The sequence below is a fragment of the Nocardia rhizosphaerae genome (assembly GCF_042650365.1).
In the GTDB taxonomy this organism is placed as follows: Bacteria; Actinomycetota; Actinomycetes; order Mycobacteriales; family Mycobacteriaceae; genus Nocardia; species Nocardia rhizosphaerae.
This window is the reverse complement of the sequence record NZ_JBHSBA010000005.1, coordinates 293,951-317,943: the sequence shown is the minus strand read 5'-3', so window position 1 is coordinate 317,943 and position 23,993 is coordinate 293,951. Positions and strand designations below refer to the sequence as shown.

16 protein-coding genes are annotated in these 23,993 nt (G+C 70.4%); 8 read left to right on the top strand and 8 right to left on the bottom strand.

What is annotated here, in order from left to right:
• Window positions 1-28: 28 nt before the first annotated feature.
• Window positions 29-610, top strand: coding sequence for a hypothetical protein (locus ACFOW8_RS11135; protein ID WP_378549612.1), 582 nt, complete (start codon window positions 29-31; stop codon window positions 608-610).
• A gap of 134 nt (window positions 611-744) precedes the next feature.
• Window positions 745-933 carry a helix-turn-helix domain-containing protein gene (locus ACFOW8_RS11130; RefSeq protein WP_378549609.1) on the top strand — a complete coding sequence of 63 codons (189 nt, stop codon included), beginning with the start codon at window positions 745-747 and terminating at the stop codon, window positions 931-933.
• Between the two features lie 231 nt (window positions 934-1,164).
• Here the strand turns inward: ACFOW8_RS11130 and ACFOW8_RS11125 are convergent, their stop codons facing one another.
• From ACFOW8_RS11125 to ACFOW8_RS11105, 5 genes are all read right to left on the bottom strand, one after another.
• Entirely contained in the window at window positions 1,165-4,911 is a 3,747-nt protein-coding gene (locus ACFOW8_RS11125) for a multifunctional oxoglutarate decarboxylase/oxoglutarate dehydrogenase thiamine pyrophosphate-binding subunit/dihydrolipoyllysine-residue succinyltransferase subunit (protein ID WP_378549606.1), read from the bottom strand.
• A gap of 105 nt (window positions 4,912-5,016) precedes the next feature.
• Window positions 5,017-8,640 (bottom strand): ABC transporter ATP-binding protein, encoded by a 3,624-nt coding sequence (locus ACFOW8_RS11120; RefSeq protein ID WP_378549603.1) that lies wholly within the window; start codon window positions 8,638-8,640, stop codon window positions 5,017-5,019.
• 5 nt (window positions 8,641-8,645) lie between these two features.
• A complete protein-coding gene (locus ACFOW8_RS11115; protein WP_378549600.1) occupies window positions 8,646-9,431 on the bottom strand; it encodes an ABC transporter permease subunit in 786 nt (261 codons plus the stop codon).
• Entirely contained in the window at window positions 9,428-10,396 is a 969-nt protein-coding gene (locus tag ACFOW8_RS11110; RefSeq protein WP_378549597.1) for an ATP-binding cassette domain-containing protein, read from the bottom strand. The genes ACFOW8_RS11115 and ACFOW8_RS11110 overlap by 4 nt, the downstream gene beginning before the upstream one ends.
• Window positions 10,393-11,115, bottom strand: coding sequence for a hypothetical protein (locus ACFOW8_RS11105; protein ID WP_378549594.1), 723 nt, complete (start codon window positions 11,113-11,115; stop codon window positions 10,393-10,395). The genes ACFOW8_RS11110 and ACFOW8_RS11105 overlap by 4 nt, the downstream gene beginning before the upstream one ends.
• A gap of 152 nt (window positions 11,116-11,267) precedes the next feature.
• Between ACFOW8_RS11105 and ACFOW8_RS11100 the strand changes: the two genes are divergently transcribed.
• Both ACFOW8_RS11100 and ACFOW8_RS11095 read left to right on the top strand, forming a co-directional pair.
• Window positions 11,268-12,062: an enoyl-CoA hydratase/isomerase family protein gene (locus ACFOW8_RS11100; protein ID WP_378549591.1), complete on the top strand. Its 795-nt coding sequence runs from the start codon at window positions 11,268-11,270 to the stop codon at window positions 12,060-12,062.
• An 84-nt stretch (window positions 12,063-12,146) separates the two neighbouring features.
• The gene (locus ACFOW8_RS11095) at window positions 12,147-13,406 is read left to right on the top strand and encodes a class I adenylate-forming enzyme family protein (RefSeq protein WP_378549588.1); all 1,260 of its coding nucleotides are present in this window, start codon (window positions 12,147-12,149) and stop codon (window positions 13,404-13,406) included.
• On the opposite strand, the gene ACFOW8_RS11090 is transcribed toward ACFOW8_RS11095, so the two are convergent.
• Window positions 13,403-14,146: a tyrosine-protein phosphatase gene (locus tag ACFOW8_RS11090; protein WP_378549585.1), complete on the bottom strand. Its 744-nt coding sequence runs from the start codon at window positions 14,144-14,146 to the stop codon at window positions 13,403-13,405. The genes ACFOW8_RS11095 and ACFOW8_RS11090 overlap by 4 nt on opposite strands.
• A 396-nt stretch (window positions 14,147-14,542) precedes the next feature.
• Between ACFOW8_RS11090 and ACFOW8_RS11085 the strand changes: the two genes are divergently transcribed.
• Complete coding sequence (locus ACFOW8_RS11085) at window positions 14,543-15,019, top strand: TetR family transcriptional regulator (protein WP_378549583.1); 477 nt, start codon at window positions 14,543-14,545, stop codon at window positions 15,017-15,019.
• 47 nt (window positions 15,020-15,066) lie between these two features.
• Entirely contained in the window at window positions 15,067-16,245 is a 1,179-nt protein-coding gene (locus ACFOW8_RS11080) for an alanine racemase (RefSeq protein WP_378549580.1), read from the top strand.
• Between the two features lie 9 nt (window positions 16,246-16,254).
• On the opposite strand, the gene ACFOW8_RS11075 is transcribed toward ACFOW8_RS11080, so the two are convergent.
• Together ACFOW8_RS11075 and ACFOW8_RS11070 are read right to left on the bottom strand one after the other, a co-directional pair.
• Complete coding sequence (locus ACFOW8_RS11075; RefSeq protein ID WP_378549577.1) at window positions 16,255-16,875, bottom strand: phosphoribosyltransferase; 621 nt, start codon at window positions 16,873-16,875, stop codon at window positions 16,255-16,257.
• An 11-nt stretch (window positions 16,876-16,886) separates the two neighbouring features.
• Complete coding sequence (locus tag ACFOW8_RS11070; RefSeq protein WP_378549574.1) at window positions 16,887-17,756, bottom strand: carbon-nitrogen hydrolase family protein; 870 nt, start codon at window positions 17,754-17,756, stop codon at window positions 16,887-16,889.
• A 62-nt stretch (window positions 17,757-17,818) separates the two neighbouring features.
• Here ACFOW8_RS11070 and ACFOW8_RS11065 point away from each other — a divergent pair, with 62 nt between their 5' ends.
• Complete coding sequence (locus ACFOW8_RS11065) at window positions 17,819-19,621, top strand: DEAD/DEAH box helicase (RefSeq protein WP_378549571.1); 1,803 nt, start codon at window positions 17,819-17,821, stop codon at window positions 19,619-19,621.
• A gap of 92 nt (window positions 19,622-19,713) precedes the next feature.
• A complete protein-coding gene (locus tag ACFOW8_RS11060) occupies window positions 19,714-23,886 on the top strand; it encodes an AAA domain-containing protein (RefSeq protein ID WP_378549568.1) in 4,173 nt (1,390 codons plus the stop codon).
• Window positions 23,887-23,993 lie beyond the last annotated feature (107 nt).

Here is a 23,993-nt window from a genome sequence, read left to right as displayed (position 1 = left end):
CAGTGTGCCGCCCGACTGAGGAAACTCTGTGATCCAGATCTCCGTGGTGCGTTGCCGCATCGAGACCATTACGGTGGTTAACGATCTCCGGGTGGCCCGCGAAAACACCAACATGAGTCTGAAAAGCACACAAAGTCAACGGGTTTCGGTTCGGGTCGGGGTGGCCGCCGCAGCGGCCGTTGCCGCGCTCGTCGGGTTCAGTAGTCCAGCGGCGGCCTTGCCGTCCGATCAGGTCGTCCAGTTCAACCCGACTCTCGCCAGGATTCCGGGCAATGGCTGCGCGGCCATCATCAACGCCGAGACGGTCCCGCAACCGCAGGCCGGTCACCTCGGTGTCCGCGTGAAAATCGTCCAGACCGGGCAGAACTGCGAGGTCTTCCGAGTCGCGGTGCGGTGGAAGAACCTCGACACCGGAAACACCAACGGGCAGTCCCACAAAGTCGTCGACGGGGTCGTCGAGCACGCGCCCGACGGCGTGATCACCGGAATGGGAATGGGGCCCGGTCCGGGCCGGGTCGAGGCGACGATCGTCGCGACCACCGACAGCTATCCCCACCACATGGACCTGGAACAACTCTCGGGCATGGCCTGGATCACTCTCGGGGAGTAGAAGTAGCAGGCCGGGGTGGGTGTCCGCTCCGGCCTGCGCTTTCGGCTCCAAGCAGGATCCGGCCCGGGCGGTTCGGCCCTATCGTTGCCTGGACAACGCTGGACGAAAGCAGGCCGAGGCCGCGGAGGCGCATCGTGTCAGATCCGGGTCCCCTTGCGGAATTCGGCCGAGCACTCGCTGACCGTCGACATCAGCTGGGGCTCGCGCAATTGGATCTCGCCGACCTGGCCGATGTCGGCGTGTCGACAGTGCACAATCTGGAATCCGGTCGGCGTTCCCCGCCGCTTGATGTGACACTGCGGTCCTGGACGCACTCGGCTTGACCCTCGCGTGTCTGCCTCAACGTGATGTCGGCACGACGGCAGCGACAGTGGTCCCGCTTCGCTCCGACGGTGGCACACCCCGATGACCCGACGACCGACCGCCTTGCCCGGATGCTGGCGCGGCGGCGTGCGGAACTGGCGCCGGTCAGGTAGCCGAGCGGGTAGGGCAAACGGCGAACGCCGGGTGGATCATCTCGATCCGCCCGGCGTTCGCCGCTGTGCGGTAACCGATTACGCGGTCGGCTCGAAGGCTTCGGCGATGATCTCGGCCTGCTCGACGGCGTGCACCTTGGACGAACCCGAGGACGGGGCCGACATGGCGCGGCGGGAGATGCGGCGCAGCTTGCCGAGTCGCTCGGGAAGGACCTCGGGCAGGTTGAGGCCGAAGAACGGCCACGCGCCCTGGTTGGCGGGCTCCTCCTGGACCCAGGCGATATCGGTCGCGTTGGGGTACTTGGCCAGTGCCTCGTTGAGGCGGTAGGTCGGGATCGGGTAGAGCTGTTCGATCCGGACGATGGCCACGTCCTCGCGCTTGTGCTTGGCCTTCTCCGCGGCGAGCTCGTAGTAGAGCTTGCCCGAGGTCAGCAGGATGCGCTTGACCTTGGCGGTGTCGCCGATGCCCTGCTCGTAGGTGGGCTCGTCGAACACCGAACGGAACTTCGACTCGGTGAAGTCCTTGATGTCGGAGACCACGGCCTTGTTGCGCAGCATCGACTTCGGGGTGAAGACGATCAGCGGCCGGCGGATGCCGTCGAGCGCGTGGCGGCGCAGCAGGTGGAAGTAGTTGGCCGGGGTGGACGGCACCGCGACGGTCATCGAGCCCTCGGCACACAGCTGCAGGAAGCGTTCGATGCGGCCGGAGGTGTGGTCGGGACCCTGGCCCTCGTGGCCGTGCGGCAGCAGCAGCACCACGTCGGAGAGCTGGCCCCACTTGGCCTCGCCCGAGGAGATGAACTCGTCGATGATCGACTGCGCGCCGTTGACGAAGTCACCGAACTGGGCCTCCCACAGGACCAGCGCGTTCGGGTTGCCCAGCGAATAGCCGTACTCGAAGCCGACGGCGGCGTACTCGCTCAGCGCGGAGTCGTGCACCGCGAACCAGCCCGGCTTCTCCGAGCCGATGTTGTGCAGCGGGGTGTACTCGTCGGCATTGAGGCGGTCGATGATCACCGCGTGCCGCTGGGTGAAGGTGCCGCGGCGCGAATCCTGACCGGTCAGGCGCACATCGTGGCCCTGGTCGATCAGCGAGCCGAAGGCAAGCAGCTCGGCGAAGGCCCAGTCGACCTTGCCCTCGTAGGCCATCTCGCGGCGCTTCTCCAGCACCGGCTTGACGCGTGGGTGCACGTTGAAGCCGTCCGGCGGGTTGTTGAAGGCGTCGCCGATGCGCTGCAGGACCGACTTGTCGACCGCGGTCTGCACGGTGGCCGGAACCTTCTGGTCGTCCTCGACCGACTCCGACGGCTCCGGGCTGTACTTCTCCAGCTCGCGGACCTCGTTGAACACGCGCTCCAGCTGACCCTGGTAGTCGCGCAGCGCGTCCTCGGCCTCTTTCATGGAGATGTCGCCACGGCCGATCAGCGATTCGGTGTAAGCCTTGCGGACCGAACGCTTGGTGTCGATGACGTCGTACATCTCCGGCTGGGTCATCGAGGGGTCGTCGCCCTCGTTGTGGCCGCGGCGGCGGTAGCAGACCAGGTCGATGACCACGTCCTTGCGGAACTTCTGCCGGAAGTCGACCGCGAGGCGCGCGACCCAGTCGCAGGCCTCCGGGTCGTCACCGTTGACGTGGAAGATCGGCGCGCCGATGAACTTCGCGATATCGGTGGAGTACTCGGTGGAGCGGCTGTTCTCCGGCGCGGTGGTGAAGCCGATCTGGTTGTTCACCACGATGTGGATGGTGCCGCCGACGCGGTAGCCGCGCAGGCCACCCAGGTTCAGCGTCTCGGCCACCACGCCCTGACCGGCGAACGCGGCGTCACCGTGCAGCATCAGCGGCATGACCGAGAAGCCCTCGGGGCCGTCGCCCTTGTCCAGCAGGTCCTGCTTGGCGCGCACGAGGCCTTCGAGGACGGGGTCGACCGCCTCCAGGTGCGACGGGTTCGCGGTCAGCGAGACCTCGATCTCGTTGTCGCCGAACATCTGCAGGTACTGGCCCTGCGCGCCGAGGTGGTACTTCACGTCGCCGGAGCCGTGGGTGGCCGCCGGGTTCATGTTGCCCTCGAACTCGGTGAAGATCTTCGAGTACGGCTTGCCGACGATGTTGGCCAGCACGTTGAGGCGACCGCGGTGCGGCATGCCGATGACGACCTCGTCGAGCGCGTGCTCGGCGCACTGGTCGATGGTGGCGTCCATCATCGGGATGACGGCCTCGGCGCCCTCGAGCGAGAAGCGCTTCTGCCCGACGTACTTGGTCTGCAGGAACGTCTCGAACGCCTCGGCGGCGTTGAGCCGGTTCAGGATGTACTTCTGCTGGGCGACCGTCGGCTTGACGTGCTTCTGCTCGACCCGGTCCTGGATCCACTTGAGCTGCTCGACATCGAGGATGTGGGTGTACTCCACACCGACGTGGCGGCAGTAGGCGTCGCGCAGGATCGACAGCACATCGCGCAGCTTCATCCGCTCCTGGCCGTGGAAGCCGGCGACATTGAAGGTGCGGTCCAGGTCCCACAGGGTGAGCCCGTGCTCGGTGACATCGAGGTCGGGGTGGCTGCGGAACTTGTCCTTGACCAGGCGCAGCGGGTCGGTGTCGGCCATCAGGTGACCGCGGTTGCGGTAGGCCGCGATCATCTCGAGCACGCGGGCGCTCTTGTCGACGCCGCGCTCGCTGATGTCCTTGCGCCAGCGGACCGGTTCGTACGGCACACCGAGGCCGTGGAAGATCTCATCGTAGAACTCGTCGGAGATCAGCAGGTTGTGGATGGTGCGCAGGAAGTCGCCGGACTCGGCGCCCTGGATGATCCGGTGGTCGTAGGTCGAGGTGAGCGTCATGAGCTTGCCGACGCCGATATCGGCGATGCGCTCGTCGCTCATGCCCTGGAACTCGGCGGGGTACTCCATGGCGCCGGCACCGATGATCGCGCCCTGGCCCGGCATCAGCCGCGGCACCGAGTGCACGGTGCCGATGGTGCCCGGGTTGGTCAGCGAGATGGTGACGCCGGAGAAGTCGTCGGTGCCGAGCTTGCCCTCGCGGGCGCGGCGGACGATGTCCTCGTAGGCGGTGTGGAACTGGCCGAAGCTCATCTCCTCGGTGCCCTTGATGGCCGCGACGACCAGCGAACGGTTGCCGTCCTTGCCCGCGAGGTCGATGGCAAGGCCGAGGTTGGTGTGCGCCGGGGTGACCGAGTTGGGCTTGCCATCGATCTCGGCGAAGTGGCGGTTCATGTTCGGGAACGCCTTGACCGCCTGCACGATGGCGTAGCCGAGCAGGTGGGTGAAGGAGATCTTGCCGCCGCGGGTGCGGGCCAGGTGATTGTTGATCACCAGGCGGTTGTCGATCATCAGCTTGGCCGGGATCGCGCGCACCGAGGTGGCGGTGGGGATCGTCAGCGAGGCGGACATGTTCTTGGCGATGGCGGCGGCGGGGCCGCGCAGCACCTTGGACTCGTCGGCGGTGGCGACGGCGGCCTTGGGCGCGGTGGCCGGGGCGTTCGACACGGGCGCAGGCGTGGTCTGCGGAGTGCGCGCGGTCGCGGGCTTGGGCGCGGGCGCCGGAGCCGCAGCAACCTTCGGCGCGGCGGTGGCCTTCGGCGCGGCCGGTGCCGGGGCGGTAGCCGCGGGTGCCGGTGCCGGAGCAGCCGCCGGAGTCTGGCTGTTACCGGATTCGGTGCCTGCCTCCGGGGTGTAGTCGGCGAGGAACTCGTGCCAACTCGCGTCGACCGAGGTCGGGTCCTGTTTGAACTTCTGATACATCTCGTCGACTAGCCACTGGTTCTGTCCGAACTGGGAAGTTGAGCTGCTCACAGCTGGTGTTCGCCTCATTTCGTTCTTTGCGCTGCGACGTTTGTGACGTGCCCGGCAGACTCATCAGCGGGTGGCTGCCGATGCGCCCTCACCGAGCATATGCCCAGTGGCATCCTGGTGTTGCTACTGACCCGACCTCCGGGTTACAGCCCCGTCGTCGGCGGAGAATATTCCCTCCCGCGAACCCGTCGCCGACCAGAGTCGCGCGTAACGTCCGCCGACGGCGAGGAGTTCGGAGTGCGTTCCGAATTCCACGATCCGCCCGTGCTCGACGACGCCGATCAGATCGGCGCGCGCCGCGGTGGCGAGGCGGTGAGCGACCACGACGGTGGTCCGGCCCTTGGCCAGCGATCGGCTCGCTACCAGCACCGATGACTCGGTAGCAGGGTCGAGAGTCGAGGTCGCCTCGTCGAGTAACAGCAGGTCGGGGTCGACGAGTTCGGCGCGGGCGAGCGCGATCAGCTGGCGCTGGCCCGCCGAGAGTCCACGTCCTCGTTCACCGACCGATTGGTTTATTTTTTGCGGCAATCCGGCGATCATCTCGGCCGCACCAACGCTCGCCGCGGCCGATTCGATGTCGGCCGTGGTGGCCGATGGATACCCGAATGCGATGTTGCTGGCGACGTCACCGGTGAACAAGTGAGCTTCCTGCGGCACAATTCCCAGCCGCCGCCGATAGTCGGTGAGCACAAATTTACGTATATCTTTCCCGTCGACCCGAATCGTTCCGGCCGACGGGTCATCAGGCAGGTCGTAGAGCCGGGCCAGCAGCTTCACGATCGTCGACTTGCCCGCGCCGGTCGGGCCGACCAGCGCCAGGGTCGCGCCGGCCGGGACGGTGAACGAGACGCCGTCGAGTGCGGGGGTGGCCGCACCCGGGTAGCGGAATCCGACGTTGTCGAAGACGACCTCGCCGTCGAGCCGGTCGATCCGCACCGCGTCCGGCGGGTCGGCCGCGATCGAGGACTCGGTGCGCAGCAGATCACCGATGCGGCGCAGCCCGACCCTGGCCTGCTGATAGCCGTCGAAGACCTGGGAGAGCTCCTGGATCGGACCGAACAGCAAGCCGAGATACAACACGAAGGCCACCAGGGTGCCCGCGGTGGTTCGCCCGTCGGCGACCGCGTTGGCGCCTAGATACACCACCGCGGCCAGCGCGAGATCGGCCCAGGCCAACCCGAAGGAGAAGTACCCGGCGATCGCGCGCTGAGCACGGACGCGGGCATCTCGATAGCGGTGCGAGTACTCGGTGAAGCGGCGGGCCGCGGTCGGCTCGTTGCGGGCGGCCTGCACCGCGCGCAGGCCCGCGATGTTCTCCTGGAAATCGGCGTTGACCGCGGAGACCCGTTCGCGCGAGACCGTGTAGGCCACCGAGGACACCCGGCGGAAGGCCAGCGTGGCCAGCAGCATCGGCGGCACGGTGGCCAGCACGACCAGGGCGAGCCCGGCGTCGATGACGACCAGGCCCACCGCCACGCCGACCAGCGTGATCAGCCCGATCAGCGCGGTGGCCACCCCGGTCTGCAGGAAGGTCGAGAGCGCGTCGACGTCGGTGGTCATCCTGGTCATGATCCGGCCGGACAGCTCGCGCTCGTAGTAGTCGAGGCCGAGGCGCTGTAGGTGCGCGTAGCTGCGCACCCGCAGGCCGAACAGGACCCGCTCCCCGGTACGGGCGGTGAGCACGGTGACCGCGACGCCGACCGCGAGACCGGCGAGGACCAGACCGATGCCCGCGGCCCCCGCCATCGCCAGCGCGGTGCCGTCGCCCGCGGTGACGCCGGTGTCGATGGCGTAGCGGACCAGCGGTGGGAATGCGACGCCGATCAGCGCGTCGGCCGCGAGCAGCAGCATCACCGCGCACACCAGGCCGCGAACCGGGCGCAGCAGCGCGCGCAGGCCGAAGCCGGGCTGCGGCGCGCGCAGGTCGCCTGGCAGGCCGGGGCGCTCGGTGGCCGGCGGCAGGGCGTCGACGGCGGCGCGCAGTTCGGGGGTCTCGCTGAGGTCGCCCGCGGCGGCGGCCATCGAGCGCGGCCGACCGACCTCGCGGGCCCTGCTTGTCGGTGCGGGCGCGGCTGGGACCGCCGAGCCCGTCGGCGCGGGCAACCGGATGACGCGGTCGGCCTGGGCCAGTGTCGACTCCCGGTGCGCCAGGATGAGCGTGGTCCGCCCGCCGGGGTCGGGCAGTCTGCGGAAGATCTCGGCCTCGGTGACGGCGTCGACGGCGGAGGTGGCGTCGTCGAGAACCAGCACGCGCGGCCTGGTCAGCAGGGCCCTTGCCAGCGCGATGCGCTGCCGCTGTCCGCCGGAGAGAGTAAGGCCACGTTCCCCGATGACGGTGTCGTACCCGTCGGGCATGGCCGCGATGAACTCGTCCGCGGCGGCGGCGGTCGCGGCGGCCGCGATCTCGGCATCGGTGGCCTCCGGCCTGCCGAGGGCGATATTGGCGGCGATGGTGTCGGAGAACAGGAACGGATCGTCGAAGACGACGCCGAGCGCGCCGCGCAGGTCATCGGCACGCAGCTCGGCCAGGTCGACCCTGGTTCCATCGGTGCCGACCAGGTTGATCCGGCCCGCATCCGGGGCGTAGAACCGGGGCAGCAGCAGTGACAGCGTCGATTTGCCCGACCCGGCCGGACCGATGATCGCGACCGTCTCACCGGGCCGCACCGTCAGGTCGAGCTCCCGCAGCACCGGCTGATCGGGCTCGAAACCGAAGCTCACCGCGTCGAACTCGATGCCGAGCGGGCCGGGCGGCAGGTCGACCGGCCGCTCCGGGTCGACCAGCACCGGCGCGGCGTCGATCACCTGGAAGACCCGGTCGACGGCGGCCTTGGTGAGCTGACCCATGATCACCACCGAGCTGATCGTGCGCGCCGATGCCGTCATGGTGGCCAGATAGGCGGTGAAGGCGAGGAAGGTGCCGACCCCGATCGTGCCGTGCCGGGCGAGCAGCCCACCGACGATGATCACCGCGACCAGCCCGGCCTGCGGCAGCGCGGAGACCAGCGGCGCGAACCCGGCATTGATCCTGGCGGCGCGCATGCGCTCGGCGAACAGGCGGCGGCCGTGCTCCTCGAGCACGTCGACCATCCTGGCCTCCTGCCCGAACCCTTTCACCACCCGCACGCCGGTGACGGTCTGCTCGACGTGCTCGGCCAGGTCGGCGGCACGCTGCTGGGCCGACCAGGTCGCCGCGTACAGGCGCGGCCGGACCCGCAGCACCACCACCGCCATCGCGGGCGCCACCAGCAGCGCGGCCAGCGTCAGCGGTGGACTCAGCCACACCATCACCACCGCAGACAGCACGAACTGCAGTACCGCCAGCCCCGACCACGGCACCATCGCCAGCAGTCCCTGCACCAGTTGCAGGTCGGTGATCGAACGGGAGACCACCTGACCGGTGCGGATCGCGTCCTGCCCGGCACCGTCGAGTCGCTGCAACGCGGCCAGCAGTGATATCCGCAGACCGTGCTGCACTTCCAGGGAGAGCTTGCCCGCCCAGAGCCTGCGCGCGAACGAGACGACGAACCGGCCGACAGCGAGCGCCGCCAGCAGTGCCGCCGCCGGGCCGATGACCGAGGTATCACCGGCGACGGCCGCGTCCACCGCGCGCTTCGTCGCCAGTGGTGCCGCGATCGACACCACCGCGCCGCCGAGCACCGCGGCGACGATCCCGGCGAGCAGCCGCGGGTATGCCAGACACAGCCGCCACAGGCGGCGGATCCAGCCGGGTCCGGTAGCTGCCACCGGCGTTACAGGTCGCGCGAGCGCAGGTCCCACCAGCCCGCGGCGCCGACGGCGACGGTCCACAGCAGCAGCACCACCAGTGCGGCAGGCGCAGGCGCGAAGACGGCGGCCTCGGCGAACGAGCCCGCGCTCACCCCGGCGACGGTCGCCGAGATCGGCAGCACAGCGGCCACCCACCCGGCACCGAAGCCCTTGGCCACCAGCCAGATCAGTGGTTCCAGTACGAACGCCCAGCCGAGCACCAGCCAGGCCGCGCTGCCGACGGTGCGGGTGAGCAGCCCGATACCCGCGCCGAGCACGGCCCAGCACATGGCCACCAGCAGCCCGGCGCCGAGCACCTCGAGCAGCCGCCAGCCGAGGTCGAATTTGCCGCGCGCTGCGGCGAACAGCACCAGCAGGCTCACCACTTCGGCGACGAGGGTGATCGCTAGAGCGAAGGCGGCGGTGGTGCCGTACTTGGCGGTGACCAGCCGGTCGCGGTCGGGGGCGAACAGCACGGTCAGTGCCATGGTCTTACGCCGGTACTCGCCGCCGGTGGCGGCGATGCCGAGCAGCGCGGCCACCACGCACGCCGCGATCAGCCCGAGATAGAGCCCGATCGTCGCCGCGCCGGTGACCGGCTGACCGAGCGGGTCGGCCGGGCCCGCCATCAGCCCGGTGATCAGCGTCGCCACCAGCGCCAGCACCACGGGCACACCGAGCAGCAGCCGGACCGGGCGCACGGCGACGATCTTGCGCGCCTCGGACTCGAAGCCGGGCAGGAGATCGGCGGGCAGCACGGAGGAGGTCATCGAGGCATCCCAGCGGAGGTCGGGGCGGGCACGAACGCGGCGGGCACCTGCGGGGCCTGCCTGGTGTGGCGGTGCCTGCGCGGTTTGGTCAGCGAGGCGAGTACCCGGTCGGGGTGGATCGGATCGGCGACGATGCTCGCGATGCGCACCTGCGCGGATTCGGCGACCGCGCGGATGGTGGCCTCGTCCGCCTCGGCGACGGCGAGCCGCCCGTCGGGTCGCATCACCGCGTCGGTGAAGCCGCGCGCGGCCAGCGCGGTGGCCAGCGCGATCGACGGCGCCGCCGCGACGACGAGCCGGTCGGGATGACCGCGCCGCAGCTTGGCCGGGCTGCCCTGCCAGACCACCGTGCCCTCGCTGAGCACCACCAGCTGATCGGCCGAGGACACCACATCGGCGAGGCGGTCCGCACTCACCAGCGCGCTCCCGCCGCGCGCGACGTGGCGGCGCAGCAGCTCGTGCAGCCAGCCGCGCTCGAACGGCTCGGCGTCGGTGAACGGGTCGTCGAGGACGAGCAGCGGTGGATCGGCGAGCAACGCGGTGGCCAGGGCGAGCCTGGTGGCCTGGCCCGGCGGCAACCCCGCGATGACGGTGTCGGCGACCGGGGCGAGCCCGGTCTCGGCGAGCACCGTGTCGACCCGGTGCCGTGACGCGCAGGCCAATGGCGCGTAGCAGCGCAGATGATCGGCGACGGTGCGCGCCGGATGCAGGCCGCGCGGGTTCAGCACCGCGCCGATCGAGCGCGGACCACGGCCGGGGATCCCGATCTCGATGGCACCGCTGCTCGGCTGCTGCAAGCCGGTGACCAGCCGAAGCAGCGTCGACTTGCCCGCGCCGGTCGGCCCGACCAGCGCGGTCACCGCGCCGGTCGGGACCGCGAAGTCGACGTCGTGCACCGCGCCGATCAGATCGAACTGCTTGCCGACCCCGCTGACCCGAATGGCGTCGCCGTTGCTCGCGGTCACTGGTTGCGCACCGGGGCCGCGGCGTCGATGGCAGGCAGCGGGTCGGCGTCGATCACCTTGTGCAGCGGGGTCGGCCAGCGCGCGGGTGCGGGTCCGAACGCCTTGCGCGCGTTGTCGATGGTCACCTTGCCGAGCGCCCGGTTGCCCGCGCCGCCGATGGCCGCGCCGATGCCCGCAGGCAGTACCTTGCCCGCCATCAGCGCGGCGCGCTTGGTGATGAAGCGCTTGATGAACTGCTGCAGGAGGCGGCTGTTGATCGCCGCCATGCCGGGGACCTTGTTGGCGAGGGTGCCTGCCCAGTTCTTCGACGAGGTGCCGAGGCCCTTCTGCACGATCGCCAGGCCCGCGTCGCCGAGCACGACCGCGAGCACCATGGCGCGCCTCGCCTCCTTGTCGGTGGGCTCGATGCCGTGCACGTAGGCCTGGGCCAGCGTGAACAGCGCGGAGGCCTCCATGAAGAACGCGGTCTCGGCGCCGACCGCGCCGAGCGCGGCCAGGGTGCCGACACCGGGGACGGCGGCCGTCGCGCCGACGGCGGCACCGCTGCCGGTGACGGCGAGCAGGTACTGCTTCTCCAGTCGCGTGACGATCTGCGCCGGGTTATCGCCCGGATGACGCTCGCGTAGGAATTCGACATAGCGACGCACGGCGGGCGCCTGCAGTTTCGAACCGGTGTCGAGCACGTCGACCACGGCCTTCTCGATCGCTTTGTTGAACACGGCGTCGTCCTCCTCTTCGCCTGCGACGAATCGAACTGTAGGGCACCGCGGTCCCCGACAGCTCATCATGCCAACGTGTACCGACACCTCGCCGGTTCCGGCATGTGGGCACGGTCTCGCCGGGCGGCCGCCGCCGGTTCTAGGCTGACCGGATGAGTGCAACGAAGCCGACGAATCTGACGCGCGAGTTCACCGACGCCGGTGCCGAGTTCGCCACGATCACCCTCACCAACCCGCCGCTGAACCTGTTCGACCGCGCCATGATGGACGCGCTGGTCGCCGATATCGCCGCGCTGACCGCGCAAACCCCGCGCGCCGTGCTGATCAGGGCCGAAGGCAAGGTCGTCTCCGGCGGTGTCGACGTGAACGTCTTCGACGGACTCACCGTCGAGCAGGGCGCGCAGCTGTGGCGCGACCTGTTCGGGCGGATCATCCACCCGCTGGAGGCGCTGGCGTGCCCGGTGGTGTTCGCCGCGCACGGGCTCACGCTCACCGCGGCTTTCGAGATGTCGCTGGCCTGCGACATCATCCTGGCCACGCCGAAGGCGAAGTTCGGGCTGGTGGAGACCGTTGTCGGGCTCACTCCGTCGATGGGTGGTCCGCAGCGCCTCGCCGAACGGGCCGGGTCGGGCCGCGCCCGCGAGTTCGTGATGACCGGCGACCTCTACGACGCGGCGACCATGGCCGACTGGGGCGTGGTCAACGCGATCCACGACGACCTGGACAGCGCGGCCTGCGCGCTGGTCACGCGGCTGGCCGATGGCCCGACCATGGCGCACGCGGCGACCAAGCAGATCATCGAGGCCTGGCGTTCCGGCGGTGTGGCACACGCGGATTCGGTGACTCCCGAGGTCTCCGGACAGCTGTTCGGCACCGCGGACCTGCGCGGCGCGGTCCGCAGTTTCCTCGAGGTGGGGCCGGGCAAGGCGACCTATCGCGGCGAATGACACGCTCGAGTACCTGACAGCGATGTGATCCACGTCATATAGTCACAGGTGCGGTGCTGCATCGACGTACGTGGAGGTCGCCAGATGGGTCAGAGTGAGCACGAGCCGGACGCGACCATCATCGAGTTCCCCACCGGTGGCGCGGCCGGACGGCTGACCAGAGGTTCCGACGGCGTCCTGCGCTACGGCGATCTCAATCCGGCGCTCACCGAGCTGCTGGATCTGCGGGTGCACGCGTTCACCGGCCGCGAGGCCGTCGTCGAGGTCGGTGGACCCCGGCTGACCTACCGCGAGCTGTGGCACAGCGCCTCCCGCATCGCGGGTGGGCTGCAGGACCACGGCATCGGCTACGGCGACCGGGTCGCGGTGCACATGCCGACGAGCGCGCGCTGGGTGCAGGCCTTCCTCGGCGCGCTGCTGTCGGGCGCGGTGCCGGTACTCGTCCCGGATTCACTGCCTGCCGCGGTCGCCGAGCGGGTGATCGCCGACAGCAGCGCCGATTTCGTCCTCGGTCCGGACGGCCCGCTGCCCGACAGCGCCGCCTACATCGATGACGGTGCGGCCCTCGGCGATCCGGCGTTGCTCTGCTACACCGGGACCGCGGCGCGCCGACCGGTGCCGACCGGTGTCGAGCTGACCAACGAGAACCTGCTCTCGGCGGTGTCGTCGGTGGTCGGGGCGCTGGATCTGCCCGCCTACGGCCTGCGCAATCTGGTGCTGCTGCCGCTGGCCCATGCCAGTGGCTGCGTCGATCAGCTGCTGCCCACCTTCGCGGTCGGCGGCACAGTCGTGCTCGCGCCGCGTCCGCACCGGTTGGCCGACGTGCTGGCAGCCGAGCGCATCGATACCGTCTCGGCCACGCCGCGGATCTTCGCCGGGATGCTGCCCGAACTCACCGCGCGCGGTGCCGGTGCCGGCGTGCGGCGCATCAGCAAGGCCTGCCACCGCTCCGAACGCGCCGCCGCGGCCGCGCCCGCCTCGCTCACCGCCGCCCTGCGCGGGCTCTTTCCCGCGGCCAGGCAGTGGTCGGTCTGGGGCGCCACCGAGACCAGCGGCATCGGCCTGATGGTCGACGACACCGACCGCGACGAGCCGGGGACCACCCTCGGCTTCGCCTTCGGCGGGACCGAACTGGCACTGTCCGGCCCGCAGGCCGGGGCGGGTCGGGGTGAATTGCTGTGCCGCGGACCGAATGTCAGCAGGCGCTACTGGAACAACCCCGACGCCTCGGCCGCCCGGTTCAGCGGAAGCTGGTTCCACACCGGCAATCTGGTGCGCATCGATGCCGACGGTCTGGTCAACGCGGTGCTGCCGGTGCGGCAGCGGCAGGTCAGCGGGTTCTAGACCAGCCGGGTGCGCAGGGTGTCGCGCAGCTCGCCGGTGAGCCCGATCGCGCTGAGGTATTCCTCGGTGCCGCCGTAGGTTTCGCGCACGGTGGTGTCGGCGGTCCGCAGGTAGACCTCGCGCACGCCGAGCAGGTCGTCCGACAGCGCGGCGCCCGCGGCGAGCTTGGGCGCGAGCAGCGTCCGCAGCGGCGCGACGGCCGCGTTGCTGGTGAGGTAGTCGGTGTAGATCTCGTCCTCGGTGACGCCGACCGCGCGTAGCAGGGTGGCCACCGCCCAGCCGGTGCGGTCCTTGCCCGCGGCGCAATGCACCAGCGCCGCGCCGTCACCGGCGGTGACGGTGGTGGCAAGGCGGATGATCGCGGCGCTCGCCTCCGGCATCACCGGGAATTGCTTGTAGACCTCGATCATGTGCGCCAGCGCGGAGACCGTCTGTGCCTCGTGCGGCGGCGCGTCGCCCATCCGGGAATCGAACGGGGTGACGTGCAGCCGGATGTCGGTGGGCAACGAGTCGTGGCCGATGTGGTCGATCTCGGGGAGGCCGCGCAGATCGTGCACATCGGTCACCCGGAGTGCGCGCAGGGTCGCATGGCCCTGTGCGTCGAGTCCGCTCAGCTGGGCCGAGCGCAGCAGCACTCCGGGGCGGGTCGTCGCGCCGTCGGCGGTGCGCAGGCCGCCCACATCGCGGAAATTGAAGGTGCCGCTCAGGGCGAACTGATCGGCGGGAGGCGAGAGAGTCACTCGTCCAGATTATCGGTGCCGCCGGAGCGGACGCCGGTGTGTTCGCGCATCGGTCACGCAGTGTGTTGTGTCCGTTTCGTCGGGTGTCACTGTGCCGTCGCCCACAGGACGTGGCCGGACCTGCGGTGACTTGTAGTATTGATCGGTATGCCTGCTGTGGCTCGGTGGTGTCGATGCCACCGGAAAAGCTAATTCAACCGTATGGTCGGTTTTACGCTAGGTCGCATTCGGGTAACAAAACAATCTTTCAGTCTGAAAAGGGTGGCTGAATCAGTTCGTGAATCCAGAAAACCTTCTAAGATCGAGCTTGTTGGATAGGTTGATCCGTATTCGGGCGATCTCTCCGCATCGCTCGCATCGCCGCGGGCAGCGAAATTTGTTGCCGAGGAGTTGTCGTTGAGCGCCAGTCGTGAACTTTCCGAAACCTCGCTGCGACCGGCTGTCTGCCGGGCCGTCGAGGAGGCCGCCGCGCACTCGGACGCCACCGGGGTACGCGCTCTGCGGGTGCTGCTGCATGCCGGTCTCAGTGCGTACTGGCCGCTGGTGAAGGCCGCACCCGACCGTCAGGTCGCCGCCTACGAGTCCGCGTTGCGCACCCTGCGGCAGCGCTGGTCCGGCGGCGAGGCCGTGGGCGATCCCACTGCCGCCACCATGTTCCAGCGGATGGACGACGAGGCGATCAGCTTCCTCGGGCTCGCCGCCCGGCTCTCCGGCACCGAGTGGCTCGAGCCGGTGGATTCGGTTGCCACCTACATGGTTTCGGTGATCCATGGCGCGGTGCTGCGCTGGCTGGCCGACGGCAACGACGAGACCACTCTGGTGGTCATCGACGATCTGGTCGGCTGCCTGACCCTCAAGGCCGTCGAGGCCTGACCGGCCAATTGCTGGACGATTGACCAGATAGATGCTTCAGTAGTCTGGTGACCCAGCCGACATCGCTGCCCGAACTGCACGCGGCGACCGCCGACCTCGACCCGCCACTGGCCGCCGTCGACCTCGCCGCGCTCGACGCCAACGCCGCCGACCTGGTCCGCCGTGCGAACGGCGTCGCGATCCGGGTCGCCAGCAAATCGGTCCGCTGCCGGGCGGTGCTCGAACGAGCGCTCGGCACCGGCCTCACCGCCGCGGGCGGCTTCGCCGGGATCATGGCCTATTCGCTGCGGGAGGCCATCTGGCTGGCCCGCCTCGGCGCCCGCGACATCCTGCTCGGCTATCCCACCCTCGACCGTGCCGCGCTGGCCGAGCTCGCCACCGACCCGGCCCTGCGCGACGCGATCACCCTGATGATCGACGATGTCGCCCAGCTCGAACTCACCCGCGCCGCGCTCGGCACCGACACCGCGCACCCCCGAGTCTGCCTCGACGTGGACGCCGCCCTGCGGATCGGCCCGCTGCACCTCGGCACTCGCCGTTCCCCGGTGCGCGGCCCCGACCAGGCAGCGGTGCTGGCCACCGAGGCGCGCAAGCGCGGCTTCGACGTGGTCGGCGTGATGACCTACGAGGCCCAGATCGCCGGACTGCCCGACAGCAACCCCGCCGTGCGAGTGGTCAAACGGCTCTCGGCGCTCGAGATCGGCCGCAGGCGGACCAGGGTGCTCGACGCCGTGCGCATGGTGAGCGGCCCGCTGGAGATCGTCAACAGCGGCGGCACCGGCTCGATCGAGGTGTCGATCACCGACCCCGACGTCACCGAGGTCACCGCGGGCTCCGGCCTGTACGTGCCGACGCTGTTCGACCACTACCGTTCCTTCACCCCGCGCCCGGCACTGTTCTTCGCCACCCCGGTGCTGCGCAAACCGACTCCGTCCATCGCCACCGTCTTCGCCGGCGGCTACATCGCTTCCGGCCCGGCCGGGCCGAGCCGGGTCCCCCTGCCGGTCTGGCCCGCCGGACTGAAGCTGCTCGGTGCCGAGGGCGCGGGTGAGGTGCAGACACCGCTGGCCGGTGCCGGGGAGCTGGCGATCGGCGATCGGGTCTGGTTCCGGCACGCCAAGGCGGGGGAACTCTGCGAGCGTTTCGCCGAGATCCACCTGGTCGACGAATCAGGAACGCGGACAACGGTTCCCACCTACCGCGGCGAAGGGCAGTGCTTCGGTTAGGGAGCTCGGTCAGGCGAGCAGCGTGGTCACCTCGGCGTCGGTGAGCTGGTGGAAGTCGTTGTAGGCCATGCCGACTCCGCCGAGTTCGGCCGGTGTCCACAGGCACACGAGCTCGTCGCATTCCGCGCGCACCCGGCGCGCGGCTTCGGGTGAGGACACCGGCATCGCGACAACGAGCCACTCCGGATCCTTGGCCCTGGCGACGCGGCACGCGGCGACCACGGTCGCGCCGGTCGCCATCCCGTCGTCGACGATCACCACCGTGCGCCCGGTGAGTGGAACCGGTTCGCCGGTGCGCAGTGCCCGCTGCCGTCGGGCCAGCTCGGCGCGCTCGGCCCGCTCGACCTCGTCGAAGGCGTCCGCGGATACGCCGCCACGCTCGACGACATCCCGGTTGAGCACCAGCACATTCCCCTCGCCGAGCGCGCCCATCGCCAGCTCCGGCTGCCACGGCAGGCCGAGTTTGCGGACCAGCAGTACGTCGAGTTCGCCGTCGACCAGCGCGGCCACCGCCGCCGCGACCGGCACACCGCCGCGGGGGAGCCCGAGCACCAGCGGATGCGTACCCCGCAGGTGTTCGAGGGCCGTGCCGAGGACGCGGCCCGCGGCTGCGCGATCCGGATAGACCATCACCTCGAACGCTACTCCGCGACGGGCTCCGGCGATACGCGCTCGGTGATCACGAACCGGCGCAGCGCCAGGCTCGGGTTGGCGGTGCGGACCCTGGCCAGATGGGCCGGGTCGACCGTCGCGGTGAGCACACCGGGATCGTCGCCGAGTTCGGCGAGCACGCTGCCGGTCGGGTCGACGATCATCGACGCGCCCGCACCGCGCGGGGCGCACTGATCGGCGGCCGCCACATAGACGGTGTTCTCGATCGCGCGGGCCCGCAGCAGGGTGGTCCACTGGTCGACCTTCGCCGGGCCGGGAATCCACTGCGCGCCCAGCAGCAGCACCTGTGCCCCCGCCGCCGCGACACGCCGACATCCCTCCGGGAATCGCAGGTCGAAGCAGGTCTGCATGCCGAACATCACACCGTCGACGGTGAACGTGGCGGGCGCGGTGAGCGGCCCTGCCTCGACCACGTCCGACTCCCTGTGCCCGAACGCGTCGTAGAGATGCACCTTCCGGTACACCGCGACCCGCGCCCCGTCCGGCCCGTGCGCGACGAGGGTGTTGCTGATCCTGGTCGCCGCCGGACCAGGCTGCTCGACCACGCCCGCCACCAGATACACCCCGAATTCGGCTGCGAGCGCGCCGAGTCCGGTGGCGAACGGACCGTCGAGCGGCTCCGCGATCGCCACCACCCGCTCATCCAGCCGGGTGACGGCGAACATCGAGTATTCGGGGGCGAGTACCACCCGCGCACCGGCCTCGGCGGCCGCGCGGACATGCCCGCGCAGGGTCGCCAGGTTGGCCGCGGGATCGGTTCGTGGAGCGAATTGGACGACCGCGATGGGCACCGGTGCCGGTGCCGGTTCCTGATGTGCTGACCCGTTCGGCAGTTGCATAGGTCTCACCGTATTCACCCGGTGGCCGGGACAGCTACCGTCAGGCAGTAAACTGCTGGTCAATGAGTACCAATGAGGTCGACAGCGTTCCTGCCGACGACGACAGGCACGAAGAAGGCCCGACTTTCGCCGATCTCGGGATCGATGACCGCGTCCTCGCGGCCATCGCCGATGTGGGCTACGAGTCGCCCTCCCCGATCCAGGCGGCCACGATCCCGCCGCTGCTCTCCGGCGCCGACGTGGTCGGCCTCGCGCAGACAGGTACCGGCAAGACCGCCGCCTTCGCGATCCCGATCCTGATGGGTCTGGACACCGCGCAGAAGAAGCCGAGCGCGCTGGTGCTCGCCCCGACGCGCGAGCTGGCCATCCAGGTCGCCGAGGCCTTCGGCAAGTACTCCGCGCATATCCCCGGACTGCACGTGCTGCCCATCTACGGCGGGCAGAGCTACGGCGTGCAGCTGTCGGGCCTGCGCCGCGGCGCGCACGTCGTCGTCGGCACGCCCGGCCGCGTGATCGACCATCTGGAGAAGGGCACGCTCGACCTGTCGCAGCTGCGCTACCTGGTGCTCGACGAGGCCGACGAGATGCTCAAGATGGGCTTCCAGGAAGACGTCGAACGCATCCTGGCCGACACGCCTGAGGACAAGCAGGTCGCGCTGTTCTCGGCGACCATGCCCGGCGCGATCCGCAAGATCTCCAAGCAGTACCTGCACGATCCGGTGGAGATCACGGTCAAGTCCAAGACCCAGACCAACACCAACATCACCCAGCGCTGGGTGCAGGTGTCGCATCAGCGCAAGCTCGATGCCCTGACCCGCGTGCTCGAGGTCGAGGACTTCGAGGCGATGATCATCTTCGTCCGCACCAAGCAGGCCACCGAGGAGCTGGCCGAGAAGCTGCGCTCGCGCGGTTTCTCCGCCGCGGCGATCAACGGTGACATCGCGCAGAACCAGCGTGAGCGCACCATCGGCCATCTCAAGTCGGGCACCCTCGACATCCTGGTCGCCACCGACGTCGCCGCGCGCGGTCTCGACGTGGAGCGCATCTCGCACGTCGTCAACTACGACATCCCGCACGACACCGAGTCGTATGTGCACCGCATCGGCCGCACCGGCCGCGCGGGCCGTTCCGGGCAGGCACTGCTGTTCGTCGCCCCGCGTGAGCGGCACCTGCTCAAGTCGATCGAGCGCGCCACCCGGCATCCGCTCACCGAGATGCAGCTGCCCAGCGTGGACGATGTGAACGCCACCAGGGTGACCAAGTTCGGCGACATGATCACCGAGAATCTCTCCTCGGACAACGTGGCGCTGTTCCGCAAACTGATCGAGGACTACGAGGCCGAGCACAACACGCCGCTGGTCGATATCGCGGCCGCGCTGGCCGTGAGCGGGTTCGAAGGCGACAATTTCTTCCTCGAGCCGGAGCCGGAACCCGCGCCACGCCGTGAGCGCGATCGGGACCGCGACCGTGATCGTGGGCCCCGCCGCTTCGACGACGAGGACCGTGGCCGCCGCGGTCCGTCGTTCTCCCGCGAGTCCGGCCAGGAGCTGGCGACCTACCGGATCAGCGTCGGCAAGCGCCACCGTGTGGTGCCCGGCGCCATCGTCGGCGCCATCGCCAACGAGGGCGGGCTGCGCCGCAGCGACTTCGGGCACATCAGCATCCGGCCCGACTACAGCCTCGTCGAGCTGCCCGCGAATCTGCCGAACGAGACGCTGGAAGCCTTGCGCCGCACCAGGATCAGCGGTGTGCTCATCCAGCTGCAGCCCGACCAGGGGCCGCCCGCGCAGCGGCTGAACGCGCGTGGTCCCCGCCGGGATCGTGATTTCCGGCCGCGGACCGAACGGCGCAAGCCGCGTTCCTGAGTACCTCGGGCTGCTGGGCGATTGCTGGACATGTCCGCCGGGTGCGCCTGGTGGCCCGCGCTGCTGGTTAAGGTGTTTGCCGTCGGGTGTGCGTGAACACAGCAGGAGGGCCGCGGTTGTTCGTCTCCGGTGATCGGGTGATCGGTGCCGTCGGCGACCTCGTGCGCGCCGCGGACTGCGAATTCGCGCTGCTGCGCACCGTCGACGCGGCGATCGGCAGTGTGTCGGGCAGCGCCGATTCCGCGACCCCCGTCGTACGGCAGGCCGCGGTCGATCCCGATCGGCTGCGCCGCTTCGGCGACACGCTGGTCCGCATCCCGTCACCGGAGACCACGGGCGCTACCCCCGCCGCGCGTCTCGCGGCGCTCACCGCTGCCGCCGAGCAGACGGCGACGGCCCTGCGTGCGGGTGCCCCGGCTATTCACGGCGCCGTCTTCTTCGACGGTCGATTCGCCTGCGGCGTGGACCTTCTGGTCCGCGATCCCGACACCGGCCACTACACCCTGCACGCCGCCACTCCCGGCGGCGTGGTCGGCACCGGCGGACGGGCCGCCGACTCGGGGCGCGCGGCGATCGCCTGCGGTGCCTCGTCGGACCTGCCGGGAACCGCACCGACGACTGTGCCGGCTCGGCTCGTCGGGGTTCGGCCGGGGGACGGCCCCACCCCGCTCGGCCGCTCGCCGCGTTCCGATGCGGTGGGGACCGCCACGGGCACTGACCCCGCGGCTGGGTTCGCGCGGGCCGAGGGCGACCACAGTGACGGGAGCGGTGCCGGGCAGGCCGACTCCACTGGGCGAAGCGCCTCGGTGGCCGAGACGGAGGCGACCGCCGGGGATCCGGCCGGCCGGGTACGAGCCGAGGGCGTTCGGCCGGGGCAACGTGACCCGAGGGCGGCCGACCGCGATGAGCCGGCCGACCGCGATGAGCCGGCCGGGCTGGGTACCGCGGGGGATGCGGCGACGAGGAACCACGGCGCGGTCACCGGTGGCGGGCCGGACAGCGCACCGCGCGGCGGTGCGCCGCAATCAGATCCGGCCGGGAGTCATGGTGTGACCGCCGACTTCCGTGCCCTTCGGCGCGAACTGGCGGCGGGGCGGACGCCGTTCGAACGGGCTACGGCGGCGGTGAGCGCTGCCGACCCGGATCCGTTCCGGGAAAGCCTGCGTGCGCGGCTGGCCTTCGCGGCCTGTGCGGCGGCGCTCGCCGACCTCGGTGCCGCGGTCGACCCGGTGGCGTGGCTGACGACATCGGCTGGAGTGCGGCGGGTGCGGGTCGAGGAGCTGGCGCCGGTGTATCGGGCGCGCCGCGCCAGGGTGACGGCGATCGTGGAGGAGAAACTGACCGAACTGCTGCCGGTGCAGTGGGGCGATCCGCGCTTCCTCGCGTGCGGGCGGTGCGCGAGTTGCCGGGACGCGGTGCGGACGGCACGGGATCTGTTGCTGGTCGCCGGGATCCGCCCCAACCAGCGGGCGCGGCTGCGCGAGGCGGGCGTGCTGACGATCGACCGGCTCGCCATCACCGACACGCCGGTGGCCGGACTCACCCCGCGCACCGTGACATCGCTGCGCGAGCAGGCCGAGCTCCAGCTGCGGCGGGAACGCTGCGGCGCACCGGCTTTCGCGCTGCGCGACGCCACCGCCCTCGGCGCGCTGCCCGCACCGAGCGACGGCGACCTCGCACTGATCATCGACCTCGACGCGCGCGGCGCCATCACCGCCGTCGAACTGGCCGACGCGCGGACCGTCGTCTACCGGCCGGTACCGATCGGTCCCGGCGCACCCGCCGACGAAGCCGCGATCCTCGACGAACTTCTCGACATCATCGGCGAGCACCGCGCCCTCGACCCGGATCTCCGTGTCTACCACTACGGTTCGGCCGTCCGCACCGCCTTGCTCGACTGGGCGGGCCGCGTCGGTACCGGCGCCGATCAGCTCGACGAACTCCTCGCCACGGGCGCCCTGTTCGACCTGGCCCCCATCGTCCGTACCGCGCTGCTCGTCGGCGAACAGTCCTACGATCTCACCGGCCTCGCGGCCCTACTGCCCGTGGCGGGAGACCGATCGAGGTTGCCCAATTCGGCGACCGAAGCGGCAGGTCCGGTCGAAGGGGAGACTCTCCTCGGCTCGGTCGCTGCCGGTAGCGCGTCGGCGGGAACCACGGCCGTCCGGAGAACCGGGACCGAGCCGGGTGTTCCCGGCGGGGCGAATGACGCCGCTGGGTCGCGATCGCATGCCGGCCGCCCGGCGGATGAGATCGCGGCCGGTGCGGTGCCGACCGACAGCGGCGTGCTGGGGTCGCCCGCTCCGATCTGGTCCGACGGGCGAGCCGGAACCGTACTCGCATTGCGGGATTGGTTGTTCGACCGAGCCGGCGAGGCCGGGGTCGAGGTGCCGGGTAGCCGGTTCGCGGTGGCCACGGCCGATGTGCCGCCGTCCCTGCGCACCAGCTCGCTCGAGGCGGCGCTCGCCGAATTCGCCGCGGGCGCGACCGGCGACGCGGCGCGGGCGGCGGCGCTGATGTCGGCCGTACTCGGCTATCACCGCAGAGAACGGCAGCCGCGGTGGTGGGCGCATATCGACCGGCTCGGGCATCCGGTGGGTGAGTGGGCCGACGCGCCGGGCGTGCTGGTAGCCGACTGGGGCACCGTCGACACCAAATGGCATCGCACACCGCAGCTTCCGACGATGCGGCGCTACCTCACCCTCACCGGCAGGCTCGGCACCGGGGCCACCCTCACCCCCGGCACCACGGTGGTCACCATCTACGACGGTGCCGCCGCCGCGGGCATGACCCAGACCCTCGGCCGCCGGGCCACCGCCACCGCCATCGTGCTCGGCAGCTCCGTCGACGCGAACTTCGACGATACCGTCCGCCTGGAGGAGCTGCTCCCCGCGGGTTGCCCACCCTACGACGACCTGCCCGCCGCCATCGCGCCGGGCCCACCCGAGGGCGAGGCCGAAATCGAAGCGGCACTGGAGGTCACCGCCCAGGACCTACTGATGACGCTGCCTTCGGTCCCGGAGAGCGCCGTCTTCGATCTGCTGCTGCGGCGCGCCCCACGGCTGCGTGCGGACCTGGCGCTGCCACAGGTCCACGGTGACGCCGCCGCCGCACTCGCCAACGCCGTCGGCGCACTCGACGCCTCCTACCTGGCCGTGCACGGCCCGCCGGGCACCGGCAAGACCGGCACCACCGGCCGCGCCATCGAACGGCTGGTCGCCCGGCACCGATGGCGGATCGGCGTTGTCGCGCAATCGCACGCGGTGATCGAGCGGATCTTCGACGCCGTCGTCGAGGCCGGGCTGCTGCCCGAGCTGGTCGCCAAGAAGGATGTGGCCTCGGTGGGCCCGGAGTGGTCGGCCATCGATGCCGACCGCTACCCACGCTTCCTCGACAACGCCGTGAACGGTTGCGTGATCGGCGGCACCACCGCCGATTTCGTCGACGAGACACTCATCGCGCCCGGCAGCCTCGACCTGCTGGTGATCGCCGACGCGGGCGCGAGTTCGCTGGCCGACACCGTCGCCGTCGCGGTGAGTGCGCGCAATCTGCTGCTGATCGGCGATCCGGTCCCGGCGCGGGCGCGCGCGGCGCATCCTGAACCCGTGCAGTCCTCGGCGCTGGAGTGGCTGTGCGCGGGCGCCACCACCTTGCCACCGGAGCGCGGCTATTTCCTCGACCGTACCTGGCGCATGCATCCCGCGCTGTGCGAGCCGGTCTCTGCCAGCTGCTACGACGGGCGCCTGCGGTCGAGCGAAACCATCACGCTCGCACGGGATCTGGCGGGGATCGCACCGGGTGTGAGCACCGTGCTGGTCGAACATCGTGGCAGCGCGACCGAATCCGACGCCGAGGCGCGCGAGGTGGTGCGCCGGGTACGTGCCCTGCTCGGCGAGACCTGGACCTCCGGCGGCCGCACCCGTCGCCTGCATCCGCACGATGTGTTCGTCGTCGCCCCCTATGCCAACCAGGTGGCCCGCATCCGCACCCTGCTCGCGCGCGCCAAGATCGAGGACGTCCTGGTCGGTACTCCCGACCGTTTCCGTGGCCGCGAGGCCGCCGTGGTCGTCCTCTCGATGACCACGTCCACCCCCGCCGACGCGCCCTTCGGCATGCGAACACTGCTGTCGCGCACCATGATCCACGCGACCCTGTGCCGCGCGATGTGGAAGGCCATCGTCATCCGCTCGCCGCTGCTCACCGAGTACCTCCCCGACACCGAGGACGAACTCGCCGCCCTCACCGGCTTCCTGCGCCTGGGCTAGGCACAGCGGACTCGGCGCGGGTGGCACGAATCGCCCACGCGGTGCCGAACTCGGCGACCAGCACCGGGAGTCAGTGGCGATCCGGCCGGCCGACGGCAGGAAGAACT